We start from the raw sequence: 22,638 nt of genomic DNA on the forward strand, positions 1-22,638 counted from the left end.
GGGAGTCTGTCGGGGAACGGGTTCCGGTATCGGCATCGGCCTCAGAACGAGGTTCCGGAGAAGGGCAGCCGGTCGGTGCCGAACAGCACGTCGAGACGACGGATCGCGTCGTCTCGGTGCACGGTGACCCGGCCGACCGCGGCGAGTTGACGCCAGCGGGTGCCGCCGAGGTAGGTGGCGCCGAGCGCGGACACGTCGACCGTGACATCTGGCCGGGCGTCGGTGCGCCGCACAGATTTCGAGCCGATCTCGTAGATGCCGGAGTTGGACGGCAGTTGCGGATCGACGACGGCGACGCTCACCGGGTCCTCCTCGGCGTATGCCCGTGCACCGAGCGCCGCCTCGACGTCGATGAGTCGAAGCCAGGTCTCGTCGCGTTCCGGCCCGAGCGTGAGGGACCGGCGGTCGTCGACCGCGACCACGATCGGATCGTCAAGTGGGACAGCCGCGATGTCGATGACGTCCACGAGGTCGAGCGAGAGCAGGTGCCGCCACAGGCCGGCCCGTGCCGAGTCGTTCGCGGCGACGAAGTCGGTGACCGTGATCGTCCGTTCGCTGCTCTCGAACCAGTGGTCGGAGCCCTCGGGGCGGTAGATGACGAAGCCGTCGTCCACGTCTCCGGTGCGGTGCACCGCCACGTGGACGGAGGCCGGATCACCCGCACGACGCAGACGCTGGAGTTCCCACCACGGCTCGGGGAGACCGATCGAGCCCGGCGACTCGACGAGCCCGGCGATATCTCGCAGCCGGCTGGTGGTCACCGCGTCGTCGACGAGGACGTTCCGGCCTCCCTCCGGATGTGTGGGTCGGAGACGGGCACGCCGGGCATCCACCCGCACCGAGCGGGCGCTGCTCGCCACTCCGTAGCCGAAGCGCTCGTAGATGACCGCCTCCGACGCGCGCAGCGTCGCGACGATCTCTCCACGGCGTGCGAGGTCGTCGAACTGCGCTGCGAGCAGTCGTCTGAGCGCGCCGCGGCGCCGGTGCGTCGGCAGCACGCCGACGTGCGTCACGGCGGCGTGGGGTACCCGGGTGCCGCCGGGGACCACGAGATACCCGCTGTAGGAGTCGGTTCCGCCGATCACCCGGCCCTCGTCGAGCGCGCCGATGTACCGCCCGGGGTCGGTGATCGTGGCGGCGTCGAGAGTCGACGGCGGTAGTCCCACCATGGAGCGGAAGAAGGCGCCGAGCGCCGACCGCACTTCCTCTGGCGTCGACAAGTTCCGGATCTCGAGGGTCACTGCCCGAGTATCGGCGTGCGGGCGATGGAAATCGACTGTTTCGCGCGCCGAGATTCGATTGTCCAGATTGGGAATCATAGTGTGTGGCAACCGAATATGAGACGCCTACCAGGCCGATATTCCTTCTGTCCGACATCGGATCGCGTTGAATCGAAGACATGCCGAAGAACGCGCCCGCCCCGTAGCGTCGTCCCCCGACGTGCGCTGGCGATCGCGGCGCACCCCTTCGAGGAACGGCCACAGCACCATGCTCATCGAACGGATCCGTCGTCGCGGCGTCATCGTTGCCGCCCTGACACTGTCGGTCGCCGTCATCGCGACCGCCTGCGGAGGAGGAGGTGATTCGATCTCCTCGAAGAATCCCACCGACACCTTGGTGGTCGGTCTCTACACGGAACCGACGGCGATCGACCCGCAGCGCGAGTACTTCTGGGAGACCTTCCGCGCGTCACGGAACATCTACGAGCCGCTGGTGCAGGAGGTGCTGTCGAGCGACCAGGGCGTCACGGAGTTGGCGCCGGGGCTCGCGACCGCGTGGCGACACACTCCCGACGCCACCACCTGGACATTCGACCTCCGACGCGGAGTGAAGTTCCACGACGGAACGGACTTCGACGCTGCCGCACTCGACTTCAATGTCAAGCGGTTCACCGACCCCGGCTTCGAGTTCTACGACGAGAAGAGTGCCGCGATGCTCAAGGCGCGCTTCAACGACCTCGAGAGCACCCGCATCGTCGACGATCACACCTACGAGTTCACGTTCAACCGCCCGTACCTGGGCTTTCCCCGTCTGCTCGCCCAGTCCATCGGTTCGCCGCTGATCTTCAGTCCCGCGGCCCTGCGGGAGTACGGCAACGACGGCCTGTCCGAGCATCCGACCGGCACGGGGCCGTATCGATTCGTCGAGCGCAAGATCAACGACCACATCACTCTCGATCGCTTCGACGGCTACTGGGGTGAGTCTCCCGCGCTCAAGCGCCTGGTGTTCCGCACCATCCCCAACAACCAGAGCAGGCTCGCCGCGTTCCAGAGTGGCGAGATCGACATCCTCACCCGAGTGCAGCCGACCGATGTCGAGTTGCTCGAACGGCAGGGCGCGGTGGTGCCGAAGGGGACCGGGGCGCAACTGGACTACGTGTCGTTCCTGTTCGGCAACAAGTGGGCGCAGAATCCCTCGGTGCGCGAGGCGGTCTCGCTCGCCATCGACCGGCAGGGTCTCGCCGACAACATCTACTCCGGTCACGCCCAGCCGTTGTGGTCGTTCCTCAATCCCGGCAACGAGGCATACGACGCGAACCTCCGGAACTACTCCTACGATCCCGAGCGTGCGCGAGCGGTGCTCACCGAGGCCGGCGTCGGGAACGGTCAGGTGTCGTTCAACATCATCGCCGACCTCGCGGGTCAGCCCGAGGCAGAGGCAATCTCGGCGAACTTGAAGGCCGTCGGGATCAACGCGCCGGTAGTCGCGCTCGAGCGCGGCAACTACTCGTCGCGCATCTCCAACCCGCAGCCCGACGACGGCTTCCATCTCGGCGAGTACGGCGGCACCTACCCGGAGTGGGCCCTCGAGGGATTCAACTCGACCGTTGTCGCCAATGGCGGTGAGCGCTACGTCGACTACCCGGCGATCACCCGTGCTCTCGGCGCCGCGCGGTACACAGCCGATCCTGCTGTCCGGATCGCGAACTGGCAGAACGCCGACAAGGTCATCGCCGCCGATCACGCGGTGATCCCCACGGTGAACTTCACCCGCTACTACGCGATCTCGCCGCAGGTCCGCGGATTCGTCTGGCCGAACACGAACTGGTACGACCTCGGTCCGGTGTCGAAGGAGGGCTGATGTCGACGACCCTGTTCACGAACGAGACCGTCGCCCGGCCCGGACCGCCTCCGCCGCAGCCCGGAGAGCCGGTGGAGGAGCGGCCGGTCCGGTTGGCCACGATCCGTCGCGCGGCCCGAAGACACCGTCTCGCGCTCCGGATCTCGGGCCGCGTCCTCCTCCTCGTGCCGGTGCTGTTCGTCATCTCGATCCTGGTCTTCGTCCTCGGGAAGGCCAGTCCGGGTGATCCCGTCAAAGCGAGCCTGCACGGCGTGCTCTCGCCCGACGCGGTGGCCGACCTCCAGAAGGCCTTCGGACTGAACGACCCCGTGGTGGTCCAGTACCTCACGTGGCTGTCGAGTCTGTTCACCGACGGCGGTGGACGCTCGATCATCAACGGCTCGACAGTGTTCGACACCTTGGGTACGGCGTTCGGCAACACCCTCGTCCTCACCGCGGCCGCGGCGCTCGTGTTCGTGGTCTTCGGCGTGTTCATCGGGACGGTGGCTGCACTCAACCACAACCGGTTCGTCGACCGGGCGATCATGCTGCTCGTGCAGGTCGGCTCCAACCTGTCGGTGTACTGGTTCGGGCTGCTGCTGATCTGGCTGTTCGCCCTGGAGTGGAAGGTGCTGCCCGCCACCGGCATGCGTGACGCCTCGGGCGACGGGGGAGCCGGCGACCTGTTCCATCACCTCATCCTCCCGGCGTTCTCCGCCGCGCTCATCTCCATGCTGATCCTGGCGCGCTTCGCCCGTGCCGGGGTCATCGAGAGCATGGAGTCGGACTACATCCGGACACTGCGCAGCCAGGGCATGCCGCGACGGCGGATCCTCGTCAAGCACGTGGGGCGCAATGTCGCGCCGATCATCGTCACCACCACCGGTCTCGAGGTCGGGACACTCCTCAGCGGTGCGGTGTTCGTCGAGTTCGTCTTCAGCTGGCCCGGTGTCGGCACCGACCTGATGAACGCCATCAGTGCGCACGACTATCCCGTCATCCAGGGCGGCGTCATGTTGGTCACCGTGGTGTTCGTCCTCGTCAACCTCGTCACCGATGTCGTCGGCGACCTACTCGATCCGCGCCTGAGGAGCTGACGTGTCCCTGTCCGAGGAATCAGTCGACCGCACGGTCGACGCCGGCGTCCCGGTCCCTCGACGTCGGCCGCGGCGCCCGGCGTGGACCCATCACCGGCAACTCGTCGTCGCGGTGTCGGTGCTGGCGGCGGTCATCGTCGTATCGGTGCTGGCGCCGTGGATCGTGCCCCATGACCCCACCGTCGGCGATCCGGCGTCGCGGTACCTGACACCGGGCACCGAGGGTCATCTGTTCGGTACCGACGAGCAGGGTCGCGACATCTTGAGCCGCCTCATCTGGGGTGGTCGGGCGACGATCGGGCCGACCGCGATCGCCACCTCGGTCGCGGTCCTGATCGGGTCGGTGATCGGCCTGCTCACCGGATGGTCGCGGTCGTGGCTGTCCTCGGCGGTCATGCGCATCACCGACATCCTGTTCGCCTTCCCCGTCGTCATCGTCGCGTTCGCACTGGCCGAGGTGATCGGCATGGGGGTCTGGGTGGTGGCCTCGGCGGTCGTCTTCGCAGCCGTCCCGTACGTCACGCGTATCGTGCACGCCGAGACGCGTCGGCAGCGTGAACTCGAATACGTCGACGCCGCAGTCGGTCTGGGAGCGTCGTCGTGGACGGTCCTGCGGTCGGAGATCCTGCCGAACGTCGGCGCGACCATCATCGTCTACTGGACCAGTCTGATCGGGATCCTGATCGTGTTGGCTTCGAGTCTCAGTGCACTCGGCATCGGCGTGCAGCCGCCGACCCCGGACTGGGGCCGGATGGTGGCCGAAGGCGCCAAGGTCCTGATCTCGGGGAGCCCGTTCGTGGCGATCGTCCCGGGTATCGCGATCCTCGTCGTCGGTCTGGCGTTCAACTGGCTCGGCGACGGATTACGTGACGTACTCGACCCGCGATGGAGTCCTCGACCATGACCGCCACCCACCACGATGTCGCCGCCCGCGCCACGGAGCCCGGTGCTTCGCTACTGCGCATCGATCACCTGTCAGTTCGCTTTCCCCACCGCGACGGCGGTGTGGACGCGGTCACCGACCTGAGTCTCGACTTGCCCGCCGACCATGTCCTGGCCCTCGTCGGGGAGTCGGGTTCGGGTAAGAGCGTCACCGCGTCCGCGATAGCCGGTCTGCTGCCGGCGAGTGCTCGGCCCGAGGTGACCGGATCGATCTCACTGGACGGGCGGCAGATCGTCGGTGCGCCGGAACGTGAACTGAACACACTGCGAGGCAAGAGAATCGGGACGATCTTCCAGAATCCGGCGACCTCGTTCGACCCGTCGTTCACGATCGGCAACCAGCTGATCGAGTTGATCAGACTGCACCGTCGGTCGAGTAGGGCGGACGCCCGCGAGCTGGCCGCGGAGTGGCTGGCGCGCGTGGGTATCCACGACGCAGCACGTGTCCTGGGCAGTTATCCGCACCAGCTCAGCGGTGGGATGCGGCAGCGGGTCATGATCGCCACAGCCTGCCTGCCCGAGCCCGATCTGCTGATCGCGGATGAGCCGACGACCGCACTCGACCCGACCCTGTCGGTCCACATCCTGGACCTCATCGACGGCCTGCGCCGGGAGCTCGGCATGGCGGTACTGCTGGTGACCCACGACTTCGGCGTCGTCGCACGCCTGAGTGACTCGGTCGCGGTTCTCCGGCACGGCCGTCTCGTGGAGTACGGCGCCACGGCCGAGTTGCTCACAGATCCGCGACACCAGTACACGCGGCGGCTCATCTCGGCGGTTCCCGAACTCTCCGCCGACGCGCACCTCGGCGAGCGTGAGACATCCAGGCCCGCCACCGCCCCGGCCGCGGTGATCTCCGGGGTGTCGAAGGTGTTCCCCGCGACCGGCGGGCGAAGCGAGGATTTCGCGGCGCTGGACGACGTGTCGATTCGGGTGGACCGCGGACGCACACTCGGGCTGATCGGCGAATCCGGGTCCGGGAAGTCCACGCTCGCCCGCATTCTCGCCGGGATCGAACCGGCCTCCCGGGGATCGGCGACCATCCACCGCGACGGAGTCGAGATCGAGATCTCGCGACTGCGGGATGCCGAACGCGCACGGCACGCGCAGCTGGTGTTCCAGGATCACGGGAGTGCGCTGAATCCGCGGATCCGGGTGAGCGGACAGATCTCGCGGCCCATCAGCCGGCTCGGGGTGGCTTCTGGTCCGGCAGCGCGTCGGCGTGCCGACGAACTCCTCGATCTCGTCGGACTCGATCCCTCGGTCATCGGCGACCGATACCCTCACCAGCTGTCCGGCGGGCAACGCCAGCGGGTCGGCATCGCCCGGGCGCTCGGGGTCGAGCCGGCCCTGGTGATCCTGGACGAACCGACGTCGGCTCTGGACGTCACGACTCAGGACGAGATCCTCGAACTCCTCGCGGACCTGCGGTCGACGACATCGGTCGACTACGTGCTCATCGCTCACGACCTCGCCGTCGTACAGGCTTTTGCCGACGATGTCGTGGTTCTGGACGGGGGACGGGTTGTCGACCGGTTCGAGGCGCGTGACTTCCGTGCTCCGGACCGCGATCCCGTCACACGACGTCTCGTCGACGCGGTGCTGTCTCCGAGACCGCGGTCGCTGCGGCCGGCTGTTCGTGTGGACAAGGTGCTGCCGGTCCGCTGATCGCTGGACCGGCAGCACCGACCGCCGACGGGAACTCGCGCCGCTGTCGTGGTGTCCCTACGGGCCCACCAGCTCCTTGTCTTCCGGCACGTCCTCTTTCTTGGCCAGCGCACTCGGCCACCACACCGGTCGGCCGATGTCGTAGACGAGCGCGGGGACCAGGAGCGTCCGCACGATCAGTGCGTCGAGGAGAACGCCGAAGGCGACGATGAACGCGATCTGCGCCAGGAAGATCAGCGGAATGACTGCCAGCGCCGAGAACGTCGCGGCGAGGACCACACCTGCGGAGGTGATGACTCCGCCGGTCACGGTGAGTCCACGGAGAACACCTCGGCGCGTGCCGATCTGGAGTGCCTCCTCACGGACGCGGGTCATCAGGAAGATGTTGTAGTCGATGCCCAGCGCCACCAGGAACACGAACGCGAACAGCGGTACGACCGGATCTGCGCCGGGGAACCCGAGGATGTGGTTGAACACGATCGACGAGATTCCCAACGTCGCGGCGAAGCTCAGGATCACGGTGGCCATCAGGAGGATCGGGGCCACGATCGCGCGGAGGAGCGCACACAGGATGAGCAGCACCACGATGCTGACGATCGGGATGATCAGATTCCGGTCGTGGATGGCCGTCGTCTTGGTGTCGAGGTCGACCGCCGTCGGGCCACCGACGAGCGCGTCGGCGCCGTTCACGTTCCCGACCGCGTCGCGAAGTTGCTCGATGGTCTCCTCGGCGGCCAATGAATCCGCCGGGTCGGTCAAGGTCGCCTGAAGTGCGACCCGTCCGTCGACGGTCTTGGGTGCGCCCCCCGGGTCGGTGACCGGAACGACCTCGGCCACGCCCTCGACGTTCGCTGCGGCGGTCTGAACCTGTTGCCACGAGGCGCCGTTGGCGATGATGACCGCGGGCGAACCGTCCCCGGCGTCGAAGTGGGCGGTGAGTACCTCTTGGCCCTCTTGTGACTCCACCGGCACGAGGAAGGTGTCGGACTGCGCGACGCCGTCGGCCTTGAATTGGGGGAGGAACAACGCGAAGAGGACCAGAAGCAGCGTGGTGGCCACCCAGAAGCGGCGGGGGTGTCGCCCGATCCGATTCGCCAGGGCGCCCCAGAAACGATGGTTGCTGCTGTCGTCTCGCTGCGCCGAGTCGGGATCGAGGACCGGACGCTTCGGCCAGAATGCGGTGCGTCCCAGCAGGGTCAGAGCCGCGGGAAGGAATGTCATCGAGGCCAGGAAGGATGCCGCGATACCGATGGCCGCTACCGGGCCGAGTCCGCGGTTGGAATTCAGGTCCGACAGCAGCAGGCACAGGACGCCGGCGATGACCGTGCCCGCGGAGGCCGCGACCGGCTCGAGAGTGGCGCGCCACGCGGCCTTCATCGCGTCGTACTTGTCGTCGGTCACGCGTAGTTCTTCTCGATAGCGGGACACCAGTAGCAGGGCGTAGTCCGTTGCCGCACCGAACACCAGGATGAAGAGGATGCCCTGGCTCTGACCGTTGAGGGTCAGCACGTCGTTCGAGGCGAGCACGTAGACCAGCAGGCTCGCCAGTCCGAGCGCGAACACGGCGGACACGATGACGACGAACGGCAGAATGGGACTGCGGTACACCACGATCAGGATCAGGATCACGACCGCACCGGCAACCAGGAGCAGCAGCCCGTCGATTCCGCCGAATGCGATGGTGAGATCGCCGGCGGTGCCCGCGGGCCCGGTCACGTACACCGACAGCCCCTCGGGCGGGCCGTTCGCGAGTTCCGCACGCAGCGCCTCGATGCTCTCCGATACCTCGCCCGAGGAGTCCACGGGCACGATCATCTGGATGGCCTGACCGTCCTGCGAGCGGATCGGCGGCGACGTTCGTTCAGAGATCCCGTCGGTGCCGGCCACCGTGGCCACGGCGTCGGACACGAACGCGAGGTCGGCGTCGGTGATGCCGCTTGTACGTTCGGCGACGACCACCGCCGGGATCTCAGAGGAGTCGACGAAGTCGGCTTCGAGTCGGGAGACCTCGGTGGCCTCGGCGGATGCGGGTAGGAACGAGGTGTTGTCGTTGGCCTGCACGTCGCCGAGTTTCCCGGCGAACGGCCCGCCGACGGAGCCCAGGGCCAGCCATCCGATGACCAACAGGGCTGGCAGAATCCATCGCAGGCGACTGACTCGCTGAGAAGGGGTGGGTGGGTTCACGGGGCTTCCGTTCGTTGGTTGCGGCGGGCCGGGGACAGCACCATGATGTTCAGCAGGCTGAACAATTGCAAGTCTGTGCGGTGTGACAACGAGAATCGGCAGGACACGATGGACGACGGGATGGACGGGTGGCCGACCGGCCGGCTGCTGTCGGCGGCGGCGAGACTTGTCGAGCATGCCTGGGAGGCCGTGCTGCGGGAGTATCACATCTCCAGCGCCGGACTCGTCGTACTGCACGTGGTGAGCACCGGGCCGGCCACCCAGCGCGAGATCGCCAAGAAGGCGAGGGTGACCGACCAGACGGCGAGCCGCACCATCGAACGACTGGAACGCATGGGTTATGTGCAACGCCAGATCGACCCCGACGACGAGCGCCGCAAGCACGTGAGCTCGACGCCGGCCGGGACCGAGGTCTATCACGCCCTGCTCGAGCGCGAGCGAACCGATCCGGCACTGATCGCGTCCATCGGTGAATCCGAACCGGAGCTCCGCCGGTTGCTACTCGAATTGATTCGCGTGCAACAGGATCGGGGCGCGGGTTCACCATGACGCGGGCTGGGCTCAGCCGGCGTCGCGGGCGGCTTCGAGTCCGGCGACGAGCGCGTCGACCTTGGCGCGGTTGTCGGCAGACGTCATCAGGCCGACGAACGGCGGACGCGAGAAGGTGAGGGTGACCTGGAGGAGTTGTTCGCGTTCGCCGCCGAACAGCTTTTTCCGTCGGTCGGTCTCCGTGATCTCCGCGGAGACGAACGAGGCCGCCGGCAACCGGGTCTTCGACGTTCCGCCCCGGAGTTTTTCGAACCAGTCCCCGTCGAGCACGACCGTTTCATTCGACAGACCATGGATCTCGAGCACCTGTTACCCCTCGTCCCTGCGGATGTGTCGTCATCACGATATCCGGCGCGACCGTCGACGCCGAGGTTTGCGGGAGATCGTATTACGTTGTCCTGCGACGGCGGTGCCCGCTACAGTGCCGACCGTGCTTCATCGGCCTCTTTCGGCGACCCTTGGCTCACCGGCAGAAACGCGTTCGGGGACATCGTGGCTGAGGTGAGACTACGACCGTGCGAGCCGGCCGACACCGACCGTCTCGTGGCCGTGTGGCGTTCGGCGGTCGAGGCGACGCATCATTTTCTGACTCCCGCGGACATCGACGGTTTTGCCGATCGGCTCGCGCGTGATTTCTTTCCGGCGGTCGAGATCGTTGTGGCGGAGGTTGATGGAGTGGTCGTCGGCTTCAGTGGAAACGCCGACAACCGGCTGGAGATGCTGTTCGTCGACGCGGCCGCCCACGGGCGGGGCGTCGGCACGGCGCTGCTCGATCATGCGGTCGAACACGCGGGCGTCGACGAGCTCGACGTCAACGAACAGAATCCGGGTGCGGTGGAGTTCTATCGCCGCAGAGGGTTCGAACAGGTGGGACGCTCGCCTCTCGATTCCGACGGCCGGCCGTTCCCCCTGCTGCACCTTCGGCGGCCCGGGATTTCGTAGCAATAGTCGGCGCCATATCCCCACTGTCACTACAAGATCGGGCGGCTCACCATCGGATGTGACGGACGGCAACGGTTGCTCGGCGCAGCTGATACCGCGCCGAAGTCAGTCGCGGACGAACGAGCTCGAGTCCGGCAGCGTCGGCGATGTGTTCGACCACGTCGTCGACGCTGCGTCCGTCCGTGGGTACGTGGGTTGCGAATCGGTCCTCGCGTAGCGCAGCAACGCATCTCTCCGTCTGGCGCATCGCCCAGGTCTCGTCGACGCCGACGATGGAGCCGAGCCGGTGAGCGAGGCGTGCTCTGAGCCGTCGATGGATCACCTCGACGGAAGCCGTCAGACTGTAATGCCTGAGATCGACATCGTGGTCGACGAGTCCGCCGATGATCTCGTCGAAATAGTCGGTGTCGACGAGCGTCATGGGAACGATCACAGGGCAGCCGCTCGACCGATCAGCGTCGGCGAGGATCTGTGTGACACTCGTTCGCCACTGCGGTAGATCCTGGAAATCGTCGCGCCGAGCAGCCGGCAGCATCTTGTGCATCGCGAATCCGATGAGTTCGGGATCTGCCACATGCGACGCGGACAGCCAGCGGTGGAGTTCGTGGGCGGTCTGTGTCTTGCCGACGCCAAAGGCGCCGTTGATCCAGATCAGCATGCGCCGAGGCTACCGGCGGGTGGGCACGTCGCAGACCGAGGCGACCGTCAACGCCCGCCGGCGTCAGGAGTCGTGACGCCGGTCCTTCTTGGTCTGACGGCGCGCACCGGCCGCGATGGTCGACGCCTCGTACTTCTTCCGGCCCGGCGAATCGCGCGTGTCGTCCGTACGGATTCGTCCCGACGAGTTCACCTTGCCCTTACCGTCCCTCGCGTTCTTGTCCGGTTTGCCGCCCTTGCCCGACGCTGGTTCATCGTTACGCGCGCGTGCCAGTCTTTCCGCCTTCAACTCGAGCGCGGCGTCGCGGGAGACCCGAGCCAGTCGCCGACTCACTCGACTCAGCGCGTCCTCGAACACCTCGGCTTTCGCGGCGTTCCGGACATTCGCCGCTTTGGCGCTGCCACGGCCGCCCTTGGCCTTGACCTTCTCCGCTCCTGCTCGGCGATACAAGGTGACGTATTTGTTGCGTGCGCGGCGGATGCGGGAGTGGAGGTCGATCAGCCCGTCCTCGTCGAGCCCGGCCATCTGGGACTTCTTGGTCTCACGGACGAGAAGATAGTCGCTCTCGGACAGAGAATTCAGAGTCTTCTTCATGCCGGTCCTCGCTCACCACATCGTCCGATTGTGCACTGATGGTAGATCTCGGCGTCCGTTTCGACGTCGGTTTCCACCTGATCCACGCGAGATGGTTGCCGGGGTCAGCTACCCGAGGGTGCTGGTGGATCCCCCATCGGCCGGTCGTAGGCCTTCTCGACCTCTGGGCGAAGTCGGGCGTCCTCGACCGCCTTTCGGGCGGCGGTTGTCCACATCTGCGTGACCATCGGCAGGTAGTAGGTGGCCGGCGACCCGAGGATGTAGGTGACGTTGCCTTCGACGAAGGTCTTGTTGGCCGGATCGTCGAGCCCGATCATGCTGTAGTCGTTGTGGACGGGTCGGCCTTCGCCCTGTCCGCCAACAGAGTTCGACGCGCTGTGGTTGCGACGAGCAGCGTCGGTCATCAGATCACGATTGGGTGCGTCGGCCCAGTAGTCGTACTGTCTCGCAACGACCTTGACGGTGTACCGGGTGTCATCGGGGAAGTTGTTCCCGCCATAGTCGGCCCGGCATCCGCCTTGATTGGCGCAGCCGTTGTACTTCGATTCGAGATCACCGGTCAGCACGAACATCACTGTGGCGGGGTCGATGTCGCTGGTCGGTCCGTAAGTGCGTAGCCAGTCGTCTTGAACTTGCGCACCCTGACTGTGGCCCACCACGATCTTCCGCCCTGGGATCTCGTGCAGCATCTCGTTGAGCTTGTCTCGTCCGCGGTGGGTGTTCGTCGCGCCCGGGAAGTTGTTGTACGGCACATTCACAACGTGATTCGGTGCTGCGAACAGCTCCCCGCGGAGCCAGTTCATCGGTAGCGACCGAAACGCCGGGTCCAGTGTCAGGACCGTGGCACCTCCAGGGCCCGGTGCCGCGCCGGCGACGACCGGCGACCATTGTCCGATCCCAATTGCCAGTATCGAGACCAGAAGTACCCGCATATGTCGTTTCATCGTCTATTCGCCGCCTTGAGGTCTCACCACTGTCTATCACACCGAGAATTGACACCGGAACAAATGAAAATAGGGACGGCGGTCCGTATGAGCGCAATTCGCTGTCGTCGTGATTCCAATAGGCCTGATCGGTCCACGATGACTCTTCCGGCTTCATGCCGGGCAACAGCTCGGTTGCCGCAGAAGCGGATGAGAGGCTGTCCGCAGGCCGTCAGGTGATAGACGCGATCGCCTTGTCGGCGGCCGTCGGTGCGAAATAATCGATGACCGGCAGCAGTGTACGTACGGCAGCCGGCGCCACGGAGGTCGGACGGTGGGTGATCGCGCGGACGATCCACCGGCCGGCCTCGTCAACGCTGAGCGCCGGAGTGTTGTCGTATTCCGCTGTAGGCGAGATCATCTCGGTTCGTACTAGTGGAAAGTAGACGTTCGTCGCCCGAACGTGTGGATGAGGGTTCTCCGCGTTGAGGCTCCGGCCGAAGATGGCCAGTGCGCTCTTCGACGCAGCGTAGGCCGAGAACCTGGGAAAGGTGTTCGCCATGATTCCCCACGTGCACACGTTGACGATGTGTCCTGACCGACGGTCGATCATGTCCGGCAGCAGGCCGAGAGACAGTTGGACGGGGGCGAGGTAGTTGAGACGGATGGTGCGCGGTAGTCGTGCAACCGGTCGGCGGAGACGAGGATGGTTCGTCGGATCGAATGGCCCGCGTTGTTGACCAGTACGTCGACCGGATCCTGTCGGAGTTCGTCGATCAATTCAGCGGTCGAGGCCTCGTCGGAAAGGTCGCAGAGTCTGTAGTCGCAGCCGGTCTCGTCGGACAGCTCGCTCAGTTCTTGCCGACGTCGTGCCACGGCCACCACATGCGCGCCGCGTGCGGTGAGCTGTCGTACGGATTCCCGTCCGATCCCCGCCGAGGCGCCGGTCACGACGACGGTGAGTCCACGGACACTGCGTCCTTCGCCGGCGATGGCCTCGGAAACTGCCCGAGGTAGCAGCGTGCGGCGCTGCAGTGCCATACCGACGCTCCTGCCGAGAACCGCCGTCAGATCAGTTCTGATCCTGCTCACCGGGTCTCCTCTTCTGATCACGTCAATGCCGCCAACCGGGGGATCGTGTCGACGACCTGACAGCGGCCCCGACCGGTCGCTGAGCCGCCTCTGGCCGCTCAGTCTCCTCCGCCACCCGAGCTTCCGCCGGAGGAATCAGAACCGCCGTCGCCCGACCAGCCGCCATCGAATCCGAACCACCCCGAGGACGAATCCGAGCTCTGGGCATGTCGACGCCACTGCGTCGGCGTCGGACGCGGACCCGCCGGATTCCCGAGCCCCGACCGGCCGACCGACGTCGGTTGATCCCGTCCGAACTCGCGGATCGCCGTCGGCAGCACGAGAGCAAAGACGGAGAGCACGGTGAGTACGACGATGATCAACCAGTCCGGTGCCCCGAGCAGCGCGGCAACCATGGTGCTCCCGATCGCGACGAAGACCAGAATCGCTCCCAACGTGATACGCGGCAATGTGCCCTCCTCGGTGACGGCGCACACGTAGCGTGGCGCCTCTGATCCCGACAGGTTAAGCGGTCCTTCGACCCTCCTGTTGCCGACTCCACAGGTGGCAGGCGCCGCCGTGTAGTCATCACCCAGCCCCGACCTCGTGGGCATTCTGGGGCGCGCTCGTCGAGTTGACGCGTCCGGGATCATGGGGGCATGGAGACGCAATACGAGGCATGGCCCGCGCTACCGGTGGATTCGTGGATCGATACCAGGGACACAGTGCAGTTGTGGACCCAGATCGTCGGCAAGACGCGCCTGGCCCTCGGTCCGGAGGTCAATCACTGGTGGGGAGTGCCGTTATATGTCGACGCGCGAGGACTCACCACATCGCTGATGGCCGTCGGAGGCCGCGGTCTCGAGATCCGCTTCGACTTCCTGGACCACGAATTGCTCCTCTTGGTGACCGACGGAACCACTCGTCGAATGAACCTCGAACCTCGGACGGTGGCCGACTTCTACACCGAGTACACGTCGCACCTCACCGATCTGGATTTCGACATCGACATCGTCGCGACCCCCGTCGAATTGCCCGAGGCGACCCCGTTCGCCGAGGACACCGCCCACTCGTCGTACGACGCAGAGGCCGTGTCGAGGTTCTGGCGGTCGCTCGTCAGTGCTCATCGTGTGTTGTCGACGTTCCGCGGCGAGTTCCGGGGAAAGTCGTCACCAGTGCACTTCTTCTGGGGCGCTTTCGATCTGGCTGTCACGCGATTCTCGGGACGCAGTGCGCCGCAACATCCCGGTGGGGTGCCGAATTGTCCCGACTGGGTGATGCACGAGGCTTACAGCGACGAGGTGTCGAGCGCGGGATATTGGCCAGGCGGCGCCGTGGAGGGCGCCTTCTACGCATACGCGTACCCGCATCCCGAGGGCTACGACACCCACCCTGCGGTCGAGGCCCCGGCCCGCTGGGATGCCGCGCTGGGGGAATACGTTCTGCCGTATCACCTCGTGCGCCAAGCCGAGGACCCAGACGCCATGGTTCTGAACTTCCTTCGGCAAACCCATCAGGCGGCGGCGGAGACCGCGGGCTGGGAGTAGGCGCGGGCCAGGCCATCGACAGTCGGGACCGGACACCCGGACTTCGTTTCGTCGACGCGACTTCGGTCGGGGTCGCGTCGACGAAACGAAGTCTGCCAGTCCGATGCCCGCAGCCCGCAGCCTCGGGTCAGGATCGAGACACCGGCGGGTCGGTCAGTCGGCCAGTAGCGAGTCCAGCGTCTCGAACGCCGCGCGCCAGCCGGCGGCGGCGTAGTCGTATTGCTCGTCCGTGAGGTTCCCGCCGGTCTGGCTGAACCGGAGTTCGGTACCGGCATCGACGGCGATGAAGTCCGCGGTGAGAAGTTCGCGCTCGTCACCGGGCTCGTCCGTCATCGTCAGCACGAGCTTGTTCGGTCGCGCAACCTCCACGTACTCACCACGCCAATGGAATTCGGGCATTTCTTCCGCGACGATCATCGTTGCGGCCCAAGTGCCGCCGGATCGGGCGTCGAGCGCGACCGACTCGACGGGCACCTCGTTTGTGCTGCCGCCGAACCAGGTCGCGAAGAGCGCCGGTGTCGTCCACGCGTCGAACACCGCGTCAGGGGAAGCTCCGAAGATATAGGTGAGGGTCGCCCCGGTCGCGTCGGTCATCGTGAGCCTGCCTTCTGGTCGTCGATGTCTGTGGACATCGGTCTGCCTCGGTGCGGACGACGTTGTCCACACCGAGGCAGACCCTCGCGACTGTCAGAATTCATCGGCGCGCGCGGTTGTAAGGCCGGGCGACGGCCGAGTGGAGGGCTTTGGTCGGGATTTATTGTCCTGCCGGTGTCCTACTATCGGACCATCGACGTTTCGGGTGGCTCCGAGATCGACTCTGTGTCTGTCTGATTCGCGGGGGTCGCGTTGCCGCGTAGACGATCGAGAATGGACTGCGCGGTCAGCTTGCCCGGGCCGATGACGACCAGGATCAGAAGCGCCCAGCAGAAGAGCGCCGAGGACTCACCGTCGTTCTGAATCGGCACCAGCCCGTCGCCCTGGTGCTTCCAGAAGTAGGCCACCGCCATGCTTCCCGCACTGACGAACGCCGCAACCCGGGTTCCGACGCCGGTCATGATGAGCAGTCCGCCGACCACCTGGATCGCGGCGGCCCACCACGACGGCCACGCGCCGAACTCTGCTGTCGAGCCACCGTACGGTTCGATCGGCCACGCGAACAGCGTCGTCGTCCCGTGACAGAAGAAAAGGAAACCGACGACGATGCGGTAGACGCCGATCAGCCACGGACGAGCACTCTCAGTTAAGGCAAGCATTGCCTAACTATTGCACGGTGGTCTCGTTTCACGACTGCTTTAGCGACCCACATCACATGCGCTCTTCTACGCCTCCCGGGGTGTCACCTGCGGCGTGTCGGCTCCTGGGCTCCCGTCGTGTCGAGATTCCCGCAGGATGGCGAAGGTGCTGGTAGCCTACGAATCCGATGGACGAAAGCGCCCGTCGCGGAACGAACTTCGACGGTGTATTAGGTTCATTCGGCTCGGCGATTCAATCGAGACAAAGAGAAGCTGTCGTGAACGACAATCAGCGCGCCGGTGGCAGAGCGCCGGCTATGGTTCCGTCCGCGACAGCGGTCGAAGAGGCGCTGGACCGAGCGGGCGGTCCCCGTCGTCGCGAGGCTGACGAACTTATCGCACTCTTCGAAGACATCACCGGGCAGACACCGGTGGTGTGGGCCGGGCGCATGGTCGGCTTCGGCGAGTATGAGTACCGCTACAACAGCGGACACGGTGGTCGGGCACCCGAACTCGCCTTCGCGACAGGTCCGAAAACCCACACCATCTATCTGGTCAGCGATTTTGCCTCACGATGGCCAGACCTCATCGACAGACTCGGTAAGACCCGCGCCGGCAAATCGTGCTTGCACCTCACGCGATTGAAAGACGTTGACCGTGAGGTGTTGAGGACACTTCTCGAGCGCTCGCTGGCGGAGACCCGCGCTTCTCACGACAGTTGAGGTGTGCGTACGCGTGCGCTGTCAGCGCTGCCGTCGCCCCAGATCACGAGTTCATGCGCACCCTCTGCGATCACAGCTCCTGGTCGCCGCCGCGCAGCACGACGCAGCGGGCGATGATCGTCGGTCGCAGCGATCGTCGTACGTGACTGATCTATGCCGCTGACCGGCGACACGGACCGGAACGCCGACACGGGTAGTGCGAGAGTTGTGCGAGTATCGGCCGGGTGACCCGAATCAGACGCTGGACGCGGTGTGCGGTCTTGGGGCCCCCGCTGCTTCTGGTGGTCGGGTTCGCGTCCATGGCAGTGCTCAACGAGGTCGCCAATCCTTCGTCGGCGCTGGATGTGACCGCCACCTGGGCGTTGCTGATGACACTCGGTGCGCTGTTCTATCTGCCGGCTCTCGTGGCTGCCGGGCTGGCCGTTTCAGTACTCACCGCCCTGCCGTTGGCCGGAAGAATCATCGCGACCACGGGGTTGCTGTGGACCACCGTGGTGTGGACCGTCGCGGTGGCCGACATCGCACGCATGACATTCGATCCGCAGCCCTACGACGAATTCGCCTGGGTCCCAACCCTTACGGCCGCCGAGCTGCTCGTGTTCACCGCACCGTACGTCGCCATGTCGGTGATCAACGCCATCACGGTCTGGGTGTTGTGGTGGCCAGTCCGCGGCCGGTCGGTCGTCGCGCGGGGCTGAGGTCGAGTCCGCTCGCCGTCGGGCGGTGTCCCCGCATCGCTACTCCCGGAGATAGCCGGTCAGCGGGTCGATGTCAGAGAGGAACTCAGTGATCGACTCGCGATGTTCGGCAATGGTCGGAAGGGGGAGTGGAAGCGGCGCGGGCGGGAGCCCGTCCCCGCTGTTCCATGCGACGCACGGTGCGCTGGAGTCGAAGCCGTACCCGGGATTCGGACCTGACACCCACCTGCTCGAATACCCTCCGTCAGCCCGGATACTCACCTGGAACAGCTCGCCGTTGACGACGAGATCGACCGGGCCGTCGGCTTGCGCCGGACGCCAGTCATCGGGATAGGTGTCGGCTTGCATCGGACGAGTCTCCTCTCAGTGGTCGGTCTCACCGGGTAGGCCGGAGGTCGGGGTTGTCTTTCGGTTGCAGGCGTGCGAGATCGCGGAACCACTCGTTCCCGTGCTCGTTCATCACTCGAACGCTAGAGACTCGATGTGCTCAACGCATCGCAATACTTCGCAGCAGGCGTCCGGGCGTAGGCGGCGTCAAGAGTGCTGGGCCGACCCGTGCAATCGGCCCACCCGCAGACGACGGGAGGGCGTTGTCGGTGATCCGTGGCGGGGCAGGTGACTCTGCTCGATGGTCATTCGCGGCCAGGGCGGTTGCCGGAGGACTGCAGCCGATCCCAGTGTGGCCGCGACGAGGCCGGTGATCACTCCGATGAGTGCCACTCGACCGCTGTCGACGGCCGGGGTCCAGGTCGTGACGCCGCCGGTCACCGTATAGGCGCCGACGGCGACCGGCCGGCCGCGGAACCCGCGGCGCGACACCGGGATCATCGTGGTCTGCTCATCGATCGTGATCGGGTCGTCGAAATACGTGCCGCGACCGGCGGCGGGCTCGCTGACCGACATCAGGTCTCCTCGAGTTCGGTGCGGGTGATCAGGTGCAACCAGTATCGGATGCCGAGACCTCGAACGGGCGGGAATGCCAACGCCGGCGGGGGAGCGCACCACCCGCGTGATGCGAGGCGCCGGCTGGGCCGAGAAGTCAGCGCGCGGTACAGCTCGCTCTGCGACGATGGTCTGATGCTGCATCACATCCTCGGCGAGCTGGACCCCTCATGAACCACCTAGCTTCACCCACGTGGCTGAAGTCGGCTCTGCGCGTTCGCAGTACATGGCGTCGCGGGATGCCTACGGCCCAACTTCGGATGAACCTGGCCCCAGAGGCGGTGTGGGCAACGCTCGTCGATGTGCAGGACTGGCCGCGATGGGGTCCCACCGTCTCGGGTGCGCAGGTGGAAGGTGCCGGCGGGTTGACGCTTGGGACCACAGGGACCGTCACGACCATCGCGGGAGTTCCACTGCCGTTCGAGATCACCGAGTTCGTGGAACATCGATCCTGGGCGTGGAAGGTGGCAGGAGTGAACGCGACCCGTCACGAGGTGATCGCGGTGCCGGGTGGCTGCGTCCTCAGTTTCGGTGCGCCGGTGTGGGCGATCGGGTATCTGCCGGTGCTGGCTGTTGCCTTGCCACGCATCGAACGGATCGCCTCTGAAAAACTGAACAAACCGTGACATGAATCGACACGGGGCACGAGTGATGGTTCGCGGCAGAATTCGCCCAGCGAAATCGCTCGATTCATCATCGTTCGCGGGACACTGGTGAGCGAGTAGCCGCGACATGACGCTCACAGGTGCGTCGTTGGGCCGTTCCGGCGACGAGAACCTCTCTTACTCAGCATGATCACCGATACACTCACGTCCAGCCGGCGCCTGCTCATGGCCGCCGAACGGTGGTGACGACGGAGGCCGGCGTATGGCGGAGAGCGGTAGACGATCGGGTTGGGTCAAGGGTCTGGCGATTGTCGTCGGAGTAGTGATTATGTATGTCGCGGTGCTGGTGGCGTACGCCGCAGGCGGTGCCGGTGGCGACCCGGATACGAACGAACCCGCTGCCAACGAGGTCCTGGTCTATCTGGACATCGACTCGGTCGATGGTGCGGCGTTCGAGGTCGGGGGCAACGTCTCGGTCTATGCCGGCAGCGATCTGCTCGACGAGCGCGGAGAGCTCAGGGAAGATCTCACCGTCGATGTCTCACCGAGAGTCTCGGCCGCTGAATTGCAGTTCCCCGCTGGTACACGCCCGGGCGCCCTGCCGGTGACCTTGTACAGCAACGGCGACATCCGACACTGGCCGTTCGACAGCTATGTGTCCGACTCCGTGACGGTTCAGGCCTTCGGGCCGAACGACGTGGAGTTGCCGACGGACGTCGTGCTCACCGATTCGCTCATCGGCTGGAACATCGAAGCCGGAGACACGCCCTCCTCCGGCGGAAAGGCCTTCACGATCTCCTCGTCGAGAACGGCCGGATCGTTGACCTTCGATCTCGCGTTGTGCGTGATGCTGGTTGTCCTGCCGATCTGCACGCTGTTCGTCTCGATCCAAACGGTTCGCCGTCGCAAGGCATTTCAGCCCCCGATGGTCACCTGGTTCGCGGTGATGCTGTTTGCTGTGCTGCCGTTGCGCAACATCTTTCCCGGTACGCCCCCATTCGGGTCGTGGGTCGATTACTCGGTGGTGCTGTGGGTCCTCGGCGGTCTGGTCGCATCGTTGTCGCTGTACGTGATCGCCTGGTGGAAGCAGGCTCCCTGATCGGACCCGGCGGCCGGACCGCGAGTTGTGGGACCGCGGGTCCTGCTGCTGTCAGTCGGTCGGTGGAGTGGTGCTGAAGATCGGCCAGTAGATCTCGGTCGTGGTGATCGATGTCGGGTTTGACGGCGTACCGCCGACGTAATGTTCGCGGATCGGCCCCGGGCCGCTGATCAGATGCTCGTTCACGTAGACCCCCAGGGCCCCGTAGCTGCGGTCGATGCCCTCATGGCCACCGGAGTGGGTGAGCACTGCGAATTCGGCCCGGGGCAAGACCTCGGCACGGATGCCCTCTGGGGGAGTCGCGGACTCCGGTGCGGGTACGAAGAGGGTTGCCTCACCTCGTGATTCGACGAACAGCGCTCGATCGTAGAGGCCGCCCGGCACGATTGCGGACGTGGCGCCTCCCACCGTGGCGACGGCGTTCCGCAGCGTCCTCAGCGTCGCCGCGAACCACCCGTCGAGTTCGGAGACCTCGAGGGTGGCACCAATGGACCATACGGCGAGCGCGGGTTCATGCCGGACCGCCACCACGGTGGGGGTGTGCACGGGAGAAAGTAGTTCGCGCAGTGCGCCGACGGTGTCACGAGTCTGCTGCAGCTGGACCTCCATCTGCTCGAGATGAGTTGCGATGATCTCGGTGCGGGCCGCTGCGTCGTCGGTGCTCAGTAGCGCCTTGACGTCGGGTATGGACATTCCGAGAGATCGGAACCGGCGGATGATATGCGCATGATCGACCTGGCTGGTGTCGTAGAACCGGTAGCCCGTGCGGGAATCGATGTGGGTCGGTTGGAGAATGCCGATGTCGTGGTAATGCCTCAGGGCCTTCCGGCTCAGGCTCGTCATCACTGCGAAGTCGCCGATCGAAACCTGTGCGCCCATCGCGTCCTCCTGTGATCCGTCGCGCGTGTTACCACTCGAGGGACATCCTGCAGTCTGCCCCTGGGGGAAGGTCAACATGTCGGTGCAGTCCGACGAACTGCGGCGTTCACAGTTGACTTTCCCGTAAGGGGAGACTCCATCGTTGGGTCATGACCACAGAATGGCATGCTCTCCCGGACACCATAAAGACGTTCATGACCGCGCTCGACGCCCGAGAGGACGACCGTGCGTCCGCCACGTTCGCCGCCGATGCCGTCGTGACCGACGACGGCCGCGACTACCGGGGCCGGGATGAGATCGAAGCATGGCTGGCCGACTCGGTCAGCGAGTACACCTATACGTCCGAGTTCACCGGCGCAACCACGACCGCTGAGATCGTCGACGTCGGGCAGCACCTGCACGGTGACTTCCCGGGCGGCGTCGTCGACCTGCACTACCGCTTCACGTTGCGCGACGCGCTGATCAGCCGGTTGGTGATCGAGCCATGACGCGGCGATGGTTCATCACCGGGGGCACGCCGGGTGGCTTCGGGGTTGCGTTCGCCGAAGCTGCACTCGAGGCGGGGGGCCGCGTTGTGCTCACGTCCCGGCGTCCGCACAAGTTGGTGACGTGGGCCGAGCAGTACGGAGACCGCGTGCTCGTCGTACCGCTCGACGTCACCGATCCCGCGCAGGTGCAGCGAGCGGTGGGTGCAGCCGAGGAGCACTTCGGCGGTATCGACGTGCTGATCAACAGCGCCGGCCGCGGCTGGTTCGGATCGATCGAGGGTATGGACGAATCGTCGGTGCGGGCGATGTTCGAGCTGAACTTCTTCGCAGTGCTCTCCGTGACGCGCGCCGTACTGCCGGGCATGCGTGCCCGCGGCGACGGATGGATCGTCAACGTGAGCTCGGTGGCGGGGCTTGTCGCGGCGACCGGCTTCGGCTACTACAGCGCGACGAAGTTCGCGATCGAAGCCGTCACCGAGGCGCTCCGTGAGGAGGTCATGGCGCAGGGGATCTCGGTGCTGGCAGTCGAACCAGGAGCATTCCGCACGAACGCCTACGCCGGCTTCGCCGACGAGCCGGTGTCGGAGCCGATTCCGAAGTACCACGAGATGCTCGAGCAGATCCGCGCAGCGTTCGTGGACATGGACGGTAGACAACCCGGCGACCCGCGACGCGGCGCCCGTGCGGTGATCGCTGCCATCGACCAGGACCAGCCTCCCCGGGTCAAGCCCCTGGTAG

At 65.7% G+C, this 22,638-nt stretch carries 24 protein-coding genes and 2 pseudogenes; 13 read left to right on the forward strand and 13 right to left on the reverse strand.

Going from position 1 to position 22,638, the window contains the following annotated elements; all coding sequences use genetic code 11:
* Window positions 1-41: 41 nt before the first annotated feature.
* Window positions 42-1,241, reverse strand: a complete 1,200-nt coding sequence (locus AMD30_RS09225) for a GNAT family N-acetyltransferase (RefSeq protein ID WP_010842498.1) — start codon at window positions 1,239-1,241, stop codon at window positions 42-44.
* A 247-nt stretch (window positions 1,242-1,488) separates the two neighbouring features.
* Between AMD30_RS09225 and AMD30_RS09230 the strand changes: the two genes are divergently transcribed.
* The 4 genes from AMD30_RS09230 to AMD30_RS09245 are packed head-to-tail and all read left to right on the forward strand — an operon-like array spanning window position 1,489 to window position 6,767.
* The gene (locus tag AMD30_RS09230; RefSeq protein ID WP_010842499.1) at window positions 1,489-3,081 is read left to right on the forward strand and encodes an ABC transporter substrate-binding protein; all 1,593 of its coding nucleotides are present in this window, start codon (window positions 1,489-1,491) and stop codon (window positions 3,079-3,081) included.
* On the forward strand, window positions 3,081-4,157 hold the full coding sequence (locus AMD30_RS09235) for an ABC transporter permease (RefSeq protein ID WP_010842500.1): 1,077 nt from the start codon (window positions 3,081-3,083) through the stop codon (window positions 4,155-4,157). Before AMD30_RS09230 ends, AMD30_RS09235 begins: the two co-directional genes overlap by 1 nt.
* A gap of 1 nt (window position 4,158) precedes the next feature.
* A complete protein-coding gene (locus tag AMD30_RS09240; RefSeq protein ID WP_010842501.1) occupies window positions 4,159-5,061 on the forward strand; it encodes an ABC transporter permease in 903 nt (300 codons plus the stop codon).
* Window positions 5,058-6,767 carry an ATP-binding cassette domain-containing protein gene (locus tag AMD30_RS09245; protein WP_051129794.1) on the forward strand — a complete coding sequence of 570 codons (1,710 nt, stop codon included), beginning with the start codon at window positions 5,058-5,060 and terminating at the stop codon, window positions 6,765-6,767. Before AMD30_RS09240 ends, AMD30_RS09245 begins: the two co-directional genes overlap by 4 nt.
* 57 nt (window positions 6,768-6,824) lie before the next feature.
* On the opposite strand, the gene AMD30_RS09250 is transcribed toward AMD30_RS09245, so the two are convergent.
* Complete coding sequence (locus tag AMD30_RS09250; RefSeq protein ID WP_035717276.1) at window positions 6,825-8,951, reverse strand: MMPL family transporter; 2,127 nt, start codon at window positions 8,949-8,951, stop codon at window positions 6,825-6,827.
* A 108-nt stretch (window positions 8,952-9,059) separates the two neighbouring features.
* On the opposite strand from AMD30_RS09250, the gene AMD30_RS09255 reads away from it, so the two are divergent.
* Window positions 9,060-9,500, forward strand: coding sequence for a MarR family winged helix-turn-helix transcriptional regulator (locus AMD30_RS09255; RefSeq protein WP_035717329.1), 441 nt, complete (start codon window positions 9,060-9,062; stop codon window positions 9,498-9,500).
* A 12-nt stretch (window positions 9,501-9,512) separates the two neighbouring features.
* On the opposite strand, the gene AMD30_RS09260 is transcribed toward AMD30_RS09255, so the two are convergent.
* Window positions 9,513-9,806 (reverse strand): hypothetical protein, encoded by a 294-nt coding sequence (locus tag AMD30_RS09260; RefSeq protein WP_055475428.1) that lies wholly within the window; start codon window positions 9,804-9,806, stop codon window positions 9,513-9,515.
* 237 nt (window positions 9,807-10,043) lie between these two features.
* Between AMD30_RS09260 and AMD30_RS09265 the strand changes: the two genes are divergently transcribed.
* Window positions 10,044-10,442, forward strand: a complete 399-nt coding sequence (locus AMD30_RS09265) for a GNAT family N-acetyltransferase (protein WP_231632672.1) — start codon at window positions 10,044-10,046, stop codon at window positions 10,440-10,442.
* A 46-nt stretch (window positions 10,443-10,488) separates the two neighbouring features.
* On the opposite strand, the gene AMD30_RS09270 is transcribed toward AMD30_RS09265, so the two are convergent.
* The 5 genes and pseudogenes from AMD30_RS09270 to AMD30_RS09290 all read right to left on the reverse strand — a co-directional run bounded on the left by AMD30_RS09270 (window position 10,489) and on the right by AMD30_RS09290 (window position 14,158).
* Window positions 10,489-11,100, reverse strand: coding sequence for an AAA family ATPase (locus AMD30_RS09270; protein ID WP_010842507.1), 612 nt, complete (start codon window positions 11,098-11,100; stop codon window positions 10,489-10,491).
* Window positions 11,101-11,163: 63 nt separating this feature from the next.
* Window positions 11,164-11,694 carry a hypothetical protein gene (locus tag AMD30_RS09275; RefSeq protein WP_010842508.1) on the reverse strand — a complete coding sequence of 177 codons (531 nt, stop codon included), beginning with the start codon at window positions 11,692-11,694 and terminating at the stop codon, window positions 11,164-11,166.
* 104 nt (window positions 11,695-11,798) lie between these two features.
* Window positions 11,799-12,497, reverse strand: a complete 699-nt coding sequence (locus AMD30_RS09280) for a PE-PPE domain-containing protein (RefSeq protein ID WP_231632673.1) — start codon at window positions 12,495-12,497, stop codon at window positions 11,799-11,801.
* 352 nt (window positions 12,498-12,849) lie between these two features.
* Window positions 12,850-13,658: pseudogene (locus AMD30_RS09285) on the reverse strand (SDR family NAD(P)-dependent oxidoreductase).
* A 149-nt stretch (window positions 13,659-13,807) separates the two neighbouring features.
* Window positions 13,808-14,158: a hypothetical protein gene (locus AMD30_RS09290; protein WP_152467747.1), complete on the reverse strand. Its 351-nt coding sequence runs from the start codon at window positions 14,156-14,158 to the stop codon at window positions 13,808-13,810.
* A gap of 189 nt (window positions 14,159-14,347) precedes the next feature.
* On the opposite strand from AMD30_RS09290, the gene AMD30_RS09295 reads away from it, so the two are divergent.
* On the forward strand, window positions 14,348-15,235 hold the full coding sequence (locus tag AMD30_RS09295; RefSeq protein ID WP_010842510.1) for a DUF5996 family protein: 888 nt from the start codon (window positions 14,348-14,350) through the stop codon (window positions 15,233-15,235).
* A 153-nt stretch (window positions 15,236-15,388) separates the two neighbouring features.
* On the opposite strand, the gene AMD30_RS09300 is transcribed toward AMD30_RS09295, so the two are convergent.
* Window positions 15,389-15,829, reverse strand: coding sequence for an SRPBCC family protein (locus AMD30_RS09300; protein WP_055475429.1), 441 nt, complete (start codon window positions 15,827-15,829; stop codon window positions 15,389-15,391).
* Window positions 15,830-16,011: 182 nt separating this feature from the next.
* Window positions 16,012-16,488: a DoxX family protein gene (locus AMD30_RS09305; protein WP_010842512.1), complete on the reverse strand. Its 477-nt coding sequence runs from the start codon at window positions 16,486-16,488 to the stop codon at window positions 16,012-16,014.
* 167 nt (window positions 16,489-16,655) lie between these two features.
* Here AMD30_RS09305 and AMD30_RS09310 point away from each other — a divergent pair, with 167 nt between their 5' ends.
* Together AMD30_RS09310 and AMD30_RS09315 are read left to right on the forward strand one after the other, a co-directional pair.
* Window positions 16,656-17,189: a DUF1801 domain-containing protein gene (locus AMD30_RS09310; RefSeq protein ID WP_152467748.1), complete on the forward strand. Its 534-nt coding sequence runs from the start codon at window positions 16,656-16,658 to the stop codon at window positions 17,187-17,189.
* Between the two features lie 299 nt (window positions 17,190-17,488).
* Window positions 17,489-17,887: a hypothetical protein gene (locus tag AMD30_RS09315; RefSeq protein WP_148281193.1), complete on the forward strand. Its 399-nt coding sequence runs from the start codon at window positions 17,489-17,491 to the stop codon at window positions 17,885-17,887.
* 39 nt (window positions 17,888-17,926) lie between these two features.
* Here AMD30_RS09315 and AMD30_RS09320 read toward each other — a convergent pair whose 3' ends face one another.
* Both AMD30_RS09320 and AMD30_RS09325 read right to left on the reverse strand, forming a co-directional pair.
* Entirely contained in the window at window positions 17,927-18,235 is a 309-nt protein-coding gene (locus AMD30_RS09320) for a hypothetical protein (RefSeq protein WP_010842515.1), read from the reverse strand.
* 279 nt (window positions 18,236-18,514) lie between these two features.
* A pseudogene (locus tag AMD30_RS09325) lies at window positions 18,515-18,790 on the reverse strand (hypothetical protein); the annotation flags it as partial.
* Between the two features lie 278 nt (window positions 18,791-19,068).
* On the opposite strand from AMD30_RS09325, the gene AMD30_RS09330 reads away from it, so the two are divergent.
* Entirely contained in the window at window positions 19,069-19,455 is a 387-nt protein-coding gene (locus AMD30_RS09330; RefSeq protein ID WP_035717284.1) for an SRPBCC family protein, read from the forward strand.
* A 307-nt stretch (window positions 19,456-19,762) separates the two neighbouring features.
* Window positions 19,763-20,533, forward strand: a complete 771-nt coding sequence (locus AMD30_RS09335; RefSeq protein ID WP_010842518.1) for a DUF4436 family protein — start codon at window positions 19,763-19,765, stop codon at window positions 20,531-20,533.
* A gap of 51 nt (window positions 20,534-20,584) precedes the next feature.
* Here AMD30_RS09335 and AMD30_RS09340 read toward each other — a convergent pair whose 3' ends face one another.
* Window positions 20,585-21,412 (reverse strand): MerR family transcriptional regulator, encoded by an 828-nt coding sequence (locus tag AMD30_RS09340; RefSeq protein WP_055475430.1) that lies wholly within the window; start codon window positions 21,410-21,412, stop codon window positions 20,585-20,587.
* Between the two features lie 149 nt (window positions 21,413-21,561).
* On the opposite strand from AMD30_RS09340, the gene AMD30_RS09345 reads away from it, so the two are divergent.
* Both AMD30_RS09345 and AMD30_RS09350 read left to right on the forward strand, forming a co-directional pair.
* Window positions 21,562-21,900, forward strand: coding sequence for a nuclear transport factor 2 family protein (locus tag AMD30_RS09345; protein WP_055475431.1), 339 nt, complete (start codon window positions 21,562-21,564; stop codon window positions 21,898-21,900).
* Window positions 21,897-22,638: SDR family NAD(P)-dependent oxidoreductase (locus tag AMD30_RS09350; protein WP_055475432.1), on the forward strand; the 742-nt coding region annotated here is incomplete at its 3' end. The genes AMD30_RS09345 and AMD30_RS09350, both read left to right, overlap by 4 nt.

This window comes from Gordonia sp. HS-NH1, assembly GCF_001418765.1.
GTDB lineage: Bacteria > Actinomycetota > Actinomycetes > Mycobacteriales > Mycobacteriaceae > Gordonia.

Bases quoted from the DNA above. Each gene is read 5' to 3' on its own strand.
- AMD30_RS09295 (WP_010842510.1), top strand. From the start codon at position 14,348: ATGGAGACGCAATACGAGGCATGGCCCGCGCTACCGGTGGATTCGTGG.
- AMD30_RS09230 (WP_010842499.1), top strand. From the start codon at position 1,489: ATGCTCATCGAACGGATCCGTCGTCGCGGCGTCATCGTTGCCGCCCTG.
- AMD30_RS09315 (WP_148281193.1), top strand. From the start codon at position 17,489: ATGGCAGTGCTCAACGAGGTCGCCAATCCTTCGTCGGCGCTGGATGTG.
- AMD30_RS09345 (WP_055475431.1), top strand. From the start codon at position 21,562: ATGACCACAGAATGGCATGCTCTCCCGGACACCATAAAGACGTTCATG.
- AMD30_RS09300 (WP_055475429.1), bottom strand. From the start codon at position 15,829: ATGACCGACGCGACCGGGGCGACCCTCACCTATATCTTCGGAGCTTCC.
- AMD30_RS09340 (WP_055475430.1), bottom strand. From the start codon at position 21,412: ATGGGCGCACAGGTTTCGATCGGCGACTTCGCAGTGATGACGAGCCTG.
- AMD30_RS09280 (WP_231632673.1), bottom strand. From the start codon at position 12,497: ATGAACTGGCTCCGCGGGGAGCTGTTCGCAGCACCGAATCACGTTGTG.
- AMD30_RS09245 (WP_051129794.1), top strand. From the start codon at position 5,058: ATGACCGCCACCCACCACGATGTCGCCGCCCGCGCCACGGAGCCCGGT.
- AMD30_RS09330 (WP_035717284.1), top strand. From the start codon at position 19,069: ATGCCTACGGCCCAACTTCGGATGAACCTGGCCCCAGAGGCGGTGTGG.
- AMD30_RS09235 (WP_010842500.1), top strand. From the start codon at position 3,081: ATGTCGACGACCCTGTTCACGAACGAGACCGTCGCCCGGCCCGGACCG.
- AMD30_RS09310 (WP_152467748.1), top strand. From the start codon at position 16,656: ATGGACGAAAGCGCCCGTCGCGGAACGAACTTCGACGGTGTATTAGGT.
- AMD30_RS09335 (WP_010842518.1), top strand. From the start codon at position 19,763: ATGTATGTCGCGGTGCTGGTGGCGTACGCCGCAGGCGGTGCCGGTGGC.
- AMD30_RS09305 (WP_010842512.1), bottom strand. From the start codon at position 16,488: ATGCTTGCCTTAACTGAGAGTGCTCGTCCGTGGCTGATCGGCGTCTAC.
- AMD30_RS09270 (WP_010842507.1), bottom strand. From the start codon at position 11,100: ATGCTGATCTGGATCAACGGCGCCTTTGGCGTCGGCAAGACACAGACC.
- AMD30_RS09320 (WP_010842515.1), bottom strand. From the start codon at position 18,235: ATGCAAGCCGACACCTATCCCGATGACTGGCGTCCGGCGCAAGCCGAC.
- AMD30_RS09255 (WP_035717329.1), top strand. From the start codon at position 9,060: ATGGACGACGGGATGGACGGGTGGCCGACCGGCCGGCTGCTGTCGGCG.
- AMD30_RS09275 (WP_010842508.1), bottom strand. From the start codon at position 11,694: ATGAAGAAGACTCTGAATTCTCTGTCCGAGAGCGACTATCTTCTCGTC.